This window comes from Kaistella yananensis, assembly GCF_026107505.2.
GTDB classification, from domain to species: Bacteria; Bacteroidota; Bacteroidia; order Flavobacteriales; family Weeksellaceae; genus Kaistella; species Kaistella yananensis.
Genome location: NZ_JAPCHZ010000001.1, coordinates 130,716 through 143,791, shown reverse-complemented (window position 1 = coordinate 143,791; position 13,076 = coordinate 130,716). Strand labels below are relative to the sequence as shown.

The following is a 13,076-nucleotide window of genomic DNA, read 5'->3' as shown; positions in this document are numbered from 1 at the left end:
ACGCCTTTAAACAGGGGTTTTACGGACTTTTCATATTCTTTTGATTAAAATAAAAAAAAGAAGTTAAAGCAAAAACTCCAACTTCTTTAATAAATATTATAAACTCCTGATTTTCAACAGATAAAAGTTTTATTTCTTTTCTGTCAAAAATTGTTATTTTTTTTATAAAAAATTTACGCCCGATTAGCATCAGAAATCCAATCTGCGATTTTTCGGTTGAAACCTTCCTTATTCAAAAGGCTTTCTAAACTCAAGTGCATTCTGTACCGCCAGTAATGCGGAAATACAGCAGGATTATTAATTCTTTCCTCATCCATATTCGCACTAGTCAACTCATGATCAGTCGCCAGAAATTCCTGAATCGGAAAAATCGCTAACATCGCATCGTTATAAAGATGCTGTTTCATAATGATTTCGGCCAGCTGTGGCTCAAGGTTCCATGGTGCAGTTCCCGGCTGACCCAACTGCTGGTTAAAATACTGTTGGGTTAAATTACGGTCTTCGTGCCACCACTGGCGAAGCGTAGAACTGTCGTGCGAACTCGCCGTTACCACATTAAGATAAGAAGCATCTTTAGGATTATACCAAGGGATATTATCCGATGGCATTCGCTGTACTTTGAGGGCTGTAATTCCCAGTCTGTCCATCACCTGAGGAACAGATTCCGGAACTAAACCTAAATCTTCACCGCAAATCAGCATATCGGTGGCATTAAGAATTACGGGTAATTTCTCCATTGCTTTTTCATACCACAGCCCATCCTGTCTTTTGAAGAAATAATCGATATAGAGATCATAAACCGCCTGTTTTTCCCAATTTGGAAGATGAGTAAATGACGAGGTTTTATCAATATTAAACCTCGGGTGATATACTGTTTCCCCGTAAGCATTTTCTTCAGGGAGGAAGAGCACGTTCGCACAGAGGGAAATCAATTTTTCTTCTGCCCAAGGATGCGGATTAGTTTTAAAATATTCTGTGAGTTTTCTTTGGGTATCAAATTCTTCCTTGAAAGAATAAGTCCCGTCGAAATGATTATTCATAAACTGGTTATGAATATTATCTCTTTCATCACCAAATTCATCCCAAAGAATTTGATCATTGATGAAAGGCTTACAATACCGGTCGTAATAAAAAGGCAGATGCCTGGCATTGAACTCCTCCATCCTTACCGGAACAGCCGGATAAAAATATCCTAAAATCCCCTGGGTTGCGCTCATCGGCATACGCCAGATTCTGAAAAACCCAAGGATATGATCAATCCTCATCGCATCAAAATACTGCTCCAGTGCTTTGAAACGGTTCTTCCACCAACGGTAACCGTCTGCTTTCATAGCTTCCCAGTTGTACGTCGGGAACTCCCAGTTCTGGCCCAGTTCGGTGAACTGATCTGGTGGTGCACCGGCCTGAAAATCCATTCCGAAAAGTTCCGGCTCGGTCCAGGCTTCCACAGAATATCTGTAGATTCCGATCGGTAAATCGCCTTTTACCGAAATACCGAGACTGTGAGTATAATCAATGGCATCTTTCAGCTGAAGATGCAACTGATACTGTACCCATGCATGCAGCATCGACGACTCGAAATCCTTACTTTTTGGACTGAAAAACGGAGCTATTTTGCCTGCGATATATTTCTTATGCGTTTTCCAGAGGTTGAAATTTGGCGTTTTATATTTGTCGCGCTGTACACAGAAAGCAGCGTAAGGCAAGAGCCAGTCCTCATTATCTTTTATAAATTTTTTGAAACTTCTGTCGTTCAGGATTTCAGTCTGATGAAGATTAAAAACTGCCTTAACAAACTTCCACTTCCCTGAAATCATTTTTTCATAATCGATGAGGCTTAATGAATTTAACTCTGTTTTCTCTTTCTCATATTCCTCAACGAGTTCTTTCGGCAAAGCATATTCTAAATTCTCGACAGAAAGATACTGCGGGTGGAGCGCGTAAACAGAGATCGCTGCGTAAGGATAAGAATCTGTCCACGAATAGTTTGCTGTGGTATCGTTGATCGGCAAAATCTGCAGAAGGGAAAGATTCGTTTTTTTCGCCCAGTCGGCAAGGTTTTTTAAATCCGGAAATTCGCCTACCCCGAAACCGTTTTCTGTTCTGAGCGCAAACACCGGAACGGCAACGCCGGCTGCGTGGTACATCTCGAATGATTTAAACCTGAAAAAATGATCGGCTTTAATCTGCAGAATATTTTTTTCCGGGTTTGGTACTGCCCATCGGTTATCTCCGTATTCCAGATCGAAAATCTCGCCGGAATGCCGGTCGCGGAGCCCGTATTTGTACTGAATCATCTGATCAGAAACAATTTCAACCGCTGCTTCCCAAATTCCGAAATCGGTTTGAGCCATGTTTACGGATCCATTTTTATCCCAATTTCCAAGCGCGTCACAATTTCCAAGAATTACAAGCTGCCAGCTCTGATGATAAATTGGAGCTTCTAACCGGAACAAATGGGTATGTCTTTTTAAAACTGCATTTTTTTCGGGTTTGAAACCGCTGAATGTATTTTTAAGAATTTTGTTGTTAAGATAATTCTCCGGAAAATTCTTCAAATTCCACACATCATAAATTACAAATTCGTCGTAGTTATGAGGTAAATTTAAACGGTGTAAAGAAAATTCTTCGTCCAGAACAGCCTGTGATTCATCTACAAGCGTATATTTATACGTAATACTTTTCGAAAAATAATCAACCTCTGCAATCCAGTTTCCGTTATCGGTGTATCTTAAAGGATAAATTTTATCTTCGGTTCCTTCTTCCATCACCAAAACCTGAAGATTTTCTCCCATTTTGGTGCGAAAATTAATATTGAAATACAGTTTCATAACATGGAATAATTTGATGACGCAATTTATGAAATTTCAATAATTTTTAAGGTCAAAATCTTAAATATTTTTAAAGGCTTATATACTGAAAATCAAATCAATACAAATCTAAATTTTCAAGACACAAAAAAACCTTTCCGGCGTTGAGCCAAAAAGGTTTTTAAACTGTATTTTTCTAGAATTAATTCAGAGAATACGTCGTTCCGTCTCTTCCGTCTTTCAGCTCAATACCTTCGGCCAACAAGCGGTCGCGAATCTGGTCCGAAAGTTCGAAATTTTTGGATTTTCTGGCCTGATTTCTAAGTTCAATTAAAATCTGCAAAGTTTGATCGAGTTTTTCATTGTTGTTTTCCTCAACATTCTGAAGTCCCAAAACATCAAGCACAAAGCCGTTCAACAGCTGTTGAAGTTCTTTTAAATCAGCTTCATTAATGGTTTCTTTCTCATCTTTAAGTTTAAAGATAAAGTTTACCGCTTCGAATAGATATGAAATAAGAATCGGGGAGTTAAAATCATCCGTCAACGCTGCGTAGCATTTTTCTTTCCAGGCAGATATGTCGAAACTTGAAGAATCTGACATTTTAAACGCAAATCCTGAAACAATTTTCATGGCTTCCATCAATCGTTGAAAACCTTTTTCGCTCGCCACCATGGCTTCGTTGGATATATCGAGAACGCTGCGGTAATGCGCCTGTAAAAAATTAAAACGTACAATCGCCGGATGGAAAGGCTTTTCGAAAAAATCGTTTTTACCGGAAACAAGTTCCATCGGGAGGATATAATTTCCTGTAGATTTACTCATCCGCTGTCCGTTCATTGTAAGCATATTCGCGTGTAACCAATAATTTACGGGTTCAGTACCGTTGCAGGCTTTGCCTTGTGCCACTTCACATTCGTGGTGAGGAAATTTAAGATCCATGCCACCTCCGTGAATGTCGAATTTTTCACCTAAATACTTCGTCGACATGGCAGTACATTCCAGATGCCAGCCAGGAAAGCCTTCGCCCCAGGGAGAGTTCCAGCGCATGATATGTGCAGGCGAAGCAGCTTTCCAAAGTGCGAAATCCTGAGGATTTTTCTTTTCGTTCTGTCCATCGAGATCGCGGGTATTTGCAAAAAGTTCTTCAATATTTCGTCGTGAAAGTTCGCCGTAATTCAAGCCGCGGCTGTTATACTCCAAAACATCAAAATAAACAGAACCGTTGCTTTCGTACGCAAAACCTTTGTCCAGTAACTTCTGGGTCAGCTCAATCTGTTCCAGGATATGTCCTGTTGCTGTAGGCTCAATTGTTGGCGGAAGCAGATTGAAGGTATCTAAAACTTTATGAAAATCTACAGTGTATTTCTGAACGATTTCCATCGGTTCCAGCTTTTCGAGACGCGACTGTTTCACAAAACGGTCGTTATCTACATCGCCGTCGTCGGTTAAATGTCCTGCATCGGTAATATTTCTTACATACCGAACTTTATAACCCAAATGAACAAGTGAGCGGTAAATAAAATCGAAAGACATAAAGGTACGCACATTTCCGAGGTGAACATTGCTGTAAACCGTAGGCCCGCAGACATACATCCCGACATTTTTATCGTGGATGGGTTTGAAGATTTCCTTTTCGCCGGAAAGCGAGTTGTATATTTTAAGTTCCATTTTAAGAATGTGGTTTAAAAGGTAATATTTGAATCTGTTAATCAAATTTTGCGTGACTGCCTACGTAATGCAGGAATTCCTGTCTCGTAATCGGATTGGTTCTGAAAATTCCGCTGAGTTCTGCTGTAATCGTAGAACTTGCAGTGTCTTTAATCCCGCGGCAATTCACACAAAGGTGTTTCGCGTCGATGATACAGGCTACATCCTTTGTTCCTAAAGCCGTTTTCAGGGCATCTACAATCTGCATTGTGAGTCGTTCCTGAACCTGCGGACGCTTGGAGTAATAATCTACAATCCTGTTGATTTTTGACAGACCGATTACTTCGCCGTTCGAAATATAGGCAACATGCGCTTTCCCGATGATTGGCAGAAAATGATGCTCACAGAATGAATACACCGTAATGTCTTTTTCAACCAACATCTGCCGGTATTTGTACTTATTAGAGAAGGTTGAAATACCCGGTTTGTTTTCCGGGAGCAGTCCACCGAAAATCTCATTCACGTACATTTTGGCCACCCTTTTCGGGGAATCCTTCAGTGAATCGTCGTTCATATCCATTCCTAAAGTTTCCATGATCTGATGAAAATGGTGCTGAATGATTTCTATTTTTTCCTGTGGGGATTTTTCGAAAGCATCTGGCCGCAACGGCGTGTGATCTTTGCCCGTAAACAGGTCGTCGTCGTTATCTATATCGTGATTCATAACTTTTAATGAAACCACAAAATTAGGGATTTAATTTTTGATTTTTGTAATTAGTTTAACACCAGGCGCCACACCGATTTTCAATTATAGCTGATGATTTAGATTTCTTTAAATAAAAAACTCAGAACCGTAATTCTGAGTTTTAATCTTTTTAGAAACCCCCACCGCTTCCGGCAAAGGTAAATGTCGCCGTTAAACCGGCCCGTACCGTAGACAGCGGGAAGGCTGTAGAGATTTTGTATTTGGTCAACAACTGGTCATAGAAGAATCTGATGTTGAAATTCTGCGACATGTTGTAATCCGCCGAAAGTTTGATACTCATCATCCGTTGACCGCCTGTTACCTGCGAATCGTTCTGAAGGATATTGGTGATTCTGGTCTGGCTATCTCTGAGGGAGAAATCTCCGCGGATGTTCAGGTCGCTTTTCAGGGTTCTTTCTTTTCCTTTAAAGTTCATCTTCATTTTAAGGTCTTTCAGGATATATCCAAATCCAAAAATATATTCGTTGCCCGCATCTTCTGTAAGCGTATGGTTCACAAGACCCAACATAAACATACGGTCGCGGTTATACTGCGCACGGAACTGCATGTTGTTTCTCATGGTAACATCGGCTCCGATCAGCGGTGCGAAAGCTTCTACATAACCAACCTGCGAGAATGTATACGGGTTGAACTCGTTTCCGAAAGCATCAGTCTGCGGTGCTGTGGGATTATTCTGAACATTATAATAATCCACACTCGACTGGATTCCTGAAGCCGTGTACGTAGAACTATAACCGTGAAGGATATCGAATTTCGAGAACTGGCTGTTTACGAAAGGAATATTCTTCAGTCCGGAATACGTTACACGCCAGTTCGGCAGCGGGAAGCCAGATTTTTTTGGATCCGTAAGTTCTCCGTTCACCGTTTTGCCTTCTACGGCAGCCTGGAATGCAGGAATCAAAATATAGGCATCACCTAAACCTTTTCCGCTGGCAAAATCAACCGGATTGTATACGCCTCCCGACTGCAAATAAATCTGTCTGGCGTTTTCGTACATGGTATCGTAAATACTTTTCCCGTCGGTAAATGCAGTTTTGAATGTCCACGCAGTTCTTGAATATGAAATCATATCGGTACCGAACGAGAACTGGAATCCGTTCGCTGGGTTAGAATCTGCATCAACGTTATAACCGCCCTGGATGAAGTTGCTGTTATAATTCTTCAGGAAATTCACATCAATTCTGAAATCATTCACCGGCATAATCTGAACATTGGCAAGGAAATTTCGGTTCTTCAGCTGCGTGTACGGATCATTCATGTAAGGCGAATTCGAAAGCCAGCCGTTTTCAATCACTGTTCTGCGGATATCTGCCTGCGACCCAAGAAGGAAACCATAAGTCGGTCCACCCAAAGTCTGCCCGTAACCGTACCAGTTTGGTGCTGAAAGCAAGCCCGGAAGCACGGTTCCGTTGTTTTCGTTATAGGAAACATCAAGCTGCTTGATCGAAGTTAAAGCATACGCAATGCTCTGAACCGGATTCAGTTTATTCTTGAATTTATAAGACTTAAAGTTTCTTTTCGCGTTTTTCTTTTGCCATGCCAAATTGTAAACATTGTTCAGGGAATCGATTTCCTGTTTACGTTTCTGCATTTTGGTATTGATGTTCTGGAAATACTTGAACTTACCGAAGAATTTAGGAATATCAACGCTCGAAGTTGCTACAATATTATTGGTGTTCTGGCCAATACTTCCCAAACTTTCGGCAACATTGGTTTCTGGGTTCACAAATCCTGTCATCACGGTACTTCTCGCATTCCAGTTATAGGTAAATCCGTAACCAAGCTCCGCGTTAATAAAGTCGAGATAAGGCAAATACTCGAACGGGAAACGGTAATTCAGCTGAACACGGTGGTTGTAAAGTACCGGTCTTCCTGCACGGAATGGGTCTGCGAAAATCGATTTGGTGTTCATGTCATTTACACTCAAATTGTCATTCAGCGTACGCATTGCTGAATTGATTTCCAGTTTTAAAGATTTGGTGAAATTAAATCCTAAACCGTATTGCCAGCCGAAATAGAAGTTTCTGTTTCTGATCACATCAAAATCCTGACCTGTATTTCCGTTAAGAATCGCTTCAATATTACGGAATTCAAGTTCGTTATAATTTCTGTCGATTTCAGTTCTGAACGAAAGTCTTGTAGGAACCGGATTGAAGTTCACTTCTTTTATAAATCTCAAATATTTATACGATTTCGCAGTGTCGCTCACTATTTTATTAAACGGTCTCAGCACCCATGGTTTGAAGTTATAATTGTAATCAATATAGCCTCTTAAATACTGGCGGTAATTTTTCTTCGTGTAAACATCTCGGTAATAATCATCGTTGTACACCGTAGTTAATGAAAGGTTTTCCACATCGTAAAACTTAGGTTTTTTGTTGGAATCCATTCTTTCTTTGCGCATGTTTACCACACCGATGCTTCTCTGCTGGGTATAAGTTCTCGCTACTTTCTTCAACTGATCTTTGTTTGGTGCCTCTTCGAAAGTTACGTCATTATCCAACGGATTGTATTTCGGATCTTCGATGGTTTGGGTGTAAGAATAATTTACAGGAATCTTCATTCCCACTTTTTCAGGCAGGAATTTATCTACATTCACCGTCGTATTTACATTAAATGCTGACAGTGTAGACTGTGCCCTTTCGGCCGGTTTTTGTGAAATTCCGCCAAAACCGATTGTAGAGTACGACGCATTTGCATTTACTAAAGCAAAATCCCCCAGGTTAAAGTTAACACTTGCATTCCCGGCATAACCGCCTTTGTTCTCGATTTCAGAAAGACGGATCTCATTCACCCAAAGTACAAGGTCTTTAGAATTCACCTCATCCTTGTTCCGCACACCGAGCATGATGGTGGTGACATTACCCAGACTTGGGCGACCTTTAATGAAGATTTTCTTATTAGGATCAAGGGTTGAATATTCTACATCCTCTGTTCTGTCATCAATCTGAATCTGCGAATTGCCATCACGGCGAAGTTTCGCATCCACAAAATTCTGAATCAAAAGATCCACTGAATTTTCTGCAGGCCAGATTTCCATTGGCGAAGTGGCATTTTTCGGCGTGTAAGTTAAAGAGGTTTCGTATTCGTAATAGTTATCTGTCGCATCGCTACCGAAACGGATGAAGAATTTCGCATTCGGATCCAGTCCGTTACTTTGCGCACCTGCCCTCACATCTTCAGCGTGTACAAAAAGTTCAAGGTTTTTGTAACGTCTCATATCCAAAGCCACATTTTTGAAAACCCCGCGCGATGTTTTAGGCTCAATAGGCGCAGTTTTCATGTAAAGTGAAGCTTCGTTCTGTCTCTGTGCACCAGCATTTCCGCTTAAAACCTGTCTTTCGATCCCGGGAGGAAGAACATAGGGAGGCTGGTTCAGGCCGTTTTCTTCCAGGTTTACACTACCCACATCGAGGTTTTTGTTGTCTACAGGATTTACACCTTCAGTATCTGTAGTATTGGTTGCAATATCTTTGGTGTATTTTCTCCAGTCGCTTCTTACCAAATCCAAAGTTCCGAAACGGAGTGTTGCAGTTTGGTCAAATCCTGTTAAAAGCATTCTTGCAAAACGGACATTGTTGAGGATTGAAAGGTCTTTTACGCCTCCTTCATTGGCTCCCTGATCAAACTGAGAAACCGGTACTCGGAAAAGATACCATTTATTGGATCCGGTTTGCCCGTTCTGGAATTTTACTTCCACCTCCTTTTCATCCACGATAAATTTCTGTCCTACAGCAAGGCTGGATTTGTCGAGGTTAATGGTGTATTGGGTATAATTTTCGTTCTGATCTAAATTGTAATCGCGGTTTACATCTTCTGCATCAGGAGTCTGTGTGGCCACTTCCAAGGTGTTGCTCTGGGAGTTTCCTTCCGGATTACGGAAATATTTATAACGTTCCGTAAGCGAAGAAGCCTGCGTTCCCTGAAATTTATCGGAAAGGTAAAACACAAAATCATCGGAAGCCGGATCCGGAGTATTAAGTACAGGATTAAAGAAGGTGGTTCCGAATTTCGCTGCTTCACCCTGGGCATCCAAACCGTCGTAACCTAAATCCTGAGCGGTTCTTTCTTCATTTTCCGTAGAAAAAGCGTACAGAATCGGGAATTGGTTCGGTTGGCTACCCCAGTTTGTTGTCGTTGTATTTGCCGGAACATTCGGAGTCGGCAAGCCGTTTTCGTACTGCAGTTTTCCGTCTTTCAGTACATCTTCTGACACGTTTCCTAACTGAAGCAAAAGTTTAGGATTTGCACCCAGATTGTTTCCGTCCGCATAAGGATCCATCATCCAGAATTCAACGTATTCAATGTTTGAGTTGATAAAATTGGATACCGAAATCGGACGCATCAATCCCGCCCATCGTTCCTGTGTGCTTTCGCTGTTCGGGTTTAAGTTATAAGGTCCTCTCTCGGTCGGGAAATAAGTAATATCGAACGTGTTGGTATAAAGCTGCTCGCCCGCAACGAAATCCCGCGAATTGTATAATTCCTGAGTCTGAACCCTTCTTGAAGCATGATTTGAAACCGCCTGAGCATTGATTCCGTTTGGTGCTTTGCCACCAATTCCGTAAAATCTTGGGTCGATGTTGTACCAAGTCATTAAACCTCTTCCGTTGCCATGTGCCAGGTTATCGTTTAAAGTTGAATTCGAAAAATATGGCTCCGGATTTTTCTCAGGCTTAGATGCCAAACTCCACATGGCAGGTTCCTTTAAAGATATCTTGGATGTTGTCTGTTCGAAATCATCGATGTAAGACTGGTCGCCAATGCCTTTGTTCTGCCCCGGAATCAGGTAAGCGCCTTCCGCCAAAAAACTGAAGTTTGATGGAGCTTCGGTATTTACAAACGGTATTTTATCGGTAAGCCGAGTAAGGAAAGGCAGCTCATTATTATATAAAACATTGAAGCCTGCCATGGTATTGTTCACGGCTTCCTGACCGAAGTTTACCTTTTGGGTTAAAGGAGTTTCGGAGTAATTTACCACGGTTCCGCCGATCGTTAAATGTTCATTGAACTTTCGCTCCAGATTAAGGCCTAAAAATCTTTTCCTCTGGGTATTGAAAGTCAGTTGGTTTTCCAGGGAAATATTAATCGCCTGGCCAGACTGTTTCACGGTTTCATTAATTATATTCACCGTTCCGAGCATATAATCTACCGTATAATCAATCCCTTCCTGAAGCTGTACTCCGTTTGCCGTAACTTTCACCGATCCCTGCGGCACATTAATCGCGCCTAAAGAAATCCCGGTACCCTGCGAACCTTTATAACGGCCTTCGAGCGTATATCCTAAAGCCAGGCGGTTTTCGGATGCAACATTTTTGAACTGGTTATAAAGTTCGTTGAAGACAAATTTCGGGTCACTGCTTCCTAAGACACTCTGTAAATACGCACCGAAAGGTTTCGCCTTCGTAAAAATAATTTTTCCGTTTTCCGGATCTACGGTAATTCCCGGAACAAAATCGAAAATTCCGTCTCCGGTTGTTGTTCCGTTCTCCTGAAGGTCATTGTTCATATTGAGACGGTCCCAATTCAAGAGTTTCAGAAGATTGGTATCCTGCACCGGAGTATTGGGCAGGTAATTTACTTTTCCGTTTTGTGGATCCCTCAAATAAACATTCAGTAAAAATCCGTCCTGACTGATGTCGTTTGAATTTAATGCGTAGATATTCTTCATCATCAAATCCCACATCGGTGTCGTGGTTGTGGTTTTTATATTCGATTTCAGAAGCTTGGTGATGAGAACGGGACTTTCTTCTGAAAACTCCCCGACTTTATACACTTTATTGTCTCCGTTGAGCGTATAGGTATAGGCAACCGTTAAAAGCTGATTATCATTAAGCCTTTGGTTAAGTGATAAATAGCCTAACTGCGGGTGATATCTGAATTCGTTCTGGTTAAGCTTTCTGGCTTTTCTGTTGAAGATAAACTGCTCCCCATCGGTATAAGTCTCCGGAGAGCCGTTGGCGTTAGGAAAAGACTGTCCGTTGATGGCATTGTAAGCAGTATTTACATCGCGGATTCCGGCTCCGAGACTTACGATTCCCTGATAAAGATTATTCTGCGAGTTGTCGGGAAAACCCGAAACCCCTTCACCCAAATCACGGATCCCTAAAATTCCCTTCTGATCCTGAAGATTACCCGAACCCTGATCCAAAACCCAGGCTTCAATCCTTGTAATACTGATTCTGGAATTGATCTGAGGATAATTAAGCAATGCATTATCGTAAGAATTAAGGAAATAATGCCCAAGATAGTAATGCTGATTATCTTCATAATCGATTGCGTTGAGTTTGAACGTATTCATTACACCACCGCCCTGCGCGATAATGTTACGTGCTTCTCCCTGTTGCTGGGAAAACACAACTGTTCCGGTAGTTTTACCCAACTGAAATTCAGTCTTTAAACCAAACAGTGATTCGGAACCACGAATAAGGCTTGTAGAAAGCGGCATATTGACGTTACCGAATTCTACTCTTTTAATAATTTTATCTTCCCCGCCGGTTGTTTTATCATTTAAGCCTTTGCTTTGCAGATCCTTCCAGGTTCCTTTTGCCTGCCAAACCAGATTCATCCGGTTTTCGAAAGCGAACCCACTTTGAGTGTCGTAATTAGCTTTAAGCTGCAGATTTTCACCTACTTTACCTAATAATCCCAACTGAATCCGTTGCTGAATATCAATCGCAAAATTGGTTCTGTTCTGAGGTAAAATTAAAGGATTGTCAATTTTCTGGTAAAGCCCACCAATATCGAAAGACGCGAAACCCTGTGGAATAATTTCGATTTTATTTCCGCCGAATATGGATTCGAAAAGTCTGTTCTTGATATTCAGACTAGGAAGGAGTCCTTTTTTCTCTGCATCGGTTTGGTCTTTTCGGTACCCAAGATTGTTAACCGACGATTTTTCTTTGTAATACTCACTCAGCTGATTATTGAGCATGTACTGGTAATACTCCGCCGAAGTCATTGAAACGGGATTACCAACCACCATATTCCCGATTTTGGGATAGAGAAAATACATGCCGCTGGGAACATCATAAAATGCTTCGTAACGGATAGGGTTTGGCAATGAAAAATCCTGTCTTACTGAACTGCTGTCCGATGGTTTTACCTGTGCGAAAGTGTTCGCAAAAGAGACCATCAGAAATAATAACAGAAAAAACTTATGCTGAAAAAAATTATTCTTCTCCAAATGTTAAATGTTTTTTAAGATTTGCTTTACAAGATCCTCGACTGACAGATCCGGATTTTGCTTCAGGAAACGATCGGCAATCTTCTCGCTCATTTTTTTGGAAATACCCAAAACCTCTACTGCAGATAACGCTTCTTCTTTTACTTTATTATTTACAAATGTAGAAATATTTTCCTCAGAAACCCTGAATTTTTGGACTTTATCACGCAAATCCACAATGATTCTCTCGGCAGTCTTCGTACCGATTCCCTTTACTTTTTGAAGCAGCAAACTGTTATTATTCATAATTGCGGCAGCGATTTCTTCCAGGCTCAGTGAAGACAGCATGATGATGGCAGAAACTGGCCCTACTCCGTTAACAGAAATTAACAGGTTGAATAAATCTTTTTCTAAAATACTGTTAAATCCGAAGAGCAAATGGGCATCTTCACGGATAATCTGCTGTATATGCAGAAATGTAGGCTGCCCTAAAACCAGTTTTTCGGAAGTCTGCAGACTGATCCCGACAAAATAACCAACACCATTTACATCGATAACGACTGAGGTAGGATTATGTTCCTGTACAATACCCTTGAGCGTATAAATCATTATTTATGTTTTGAAGAAGCCAAATATAAGATTTTTAAAATTTTAAACCCTATTGATTTCAGCTTTCCAACAAAAGAC

General features: G+C 41.1%; 5 protein-coding genes. All 5 read right to left on the bottom strand.

Annotated features, from left to right (window positions below):
• Positions 1-173: 173 nt before the first annotated feature.
• The 5 genes from OK344_RS00615 to ruvA all read right to left on the bottom strand — a co-directional run bounded on the left by OK344_RS00615 (position 174) and on the right by ruvA (position 12,998).
• Positions 174-2,831 carry a 4-alpha-glucanotransferase gene (locus tag OK344_RS00615; RefSeq protein WP_265142973.1) on the bottom strand — a complete coding sequence of 886 codons (2,658 nt, stop codon included), beginning with the start codon at positions 2,829-2,831 and terminating at the stop codon, positions 174-176.
• A 181-nt stretch (positions 2,832-3,012) separates the two neighbouring features.
• A complete protein-coding gene (cysS, locus tag OK344_RS00610; protein ID WP_265142972.1) occupies positions 3,013-4,479 on the bottom strand; it encodes a cysteine--tRNA ligase in 1,467 nt (488 codons plus the stop codon).
• Between the two features lie 37 nt (positions 4,480-4,516).
• Complete coding sequence (gene folE / locus OK344_RS00605; RefSeq protein ID WP_088468085.1) at positions 4,517-5,182, bottom strand: GTP cyclohydrolase I FolE; 666 nt, start codon at positions 5,180-5,182, stop codon at positions 4,517-4,519.
• Positions 5,183-5,333: 151 nt separating this feature from the next.
• On the bottom strand, positions 5,334-12,359 hold the full coding sequence (gene sov, locus OK344_RS00600; protein WP_265143593.1) for a T9SS outer membrane translocon Sov/SprA: 7,026 nt from the start codon (positions 12,357-12,359) through the stop codon (positions 5,334-5,336).
• Between the two features lie 54 nt (positions 12,360-12,413).
• Positions 12,414-12,998, bottom strand: a complete 585-nt coding sequence (gene ruvA, locus OK344_RS00595) for a Holliday junction branch migration protein RuvA (RefSeq protein ID WP_265142971.1) — start codon at positions 12,996-12,998, stop codon at positions 12,414-12,416.
• Positions 12,999-13,076 lie beyond the last annotated feature (78 nt).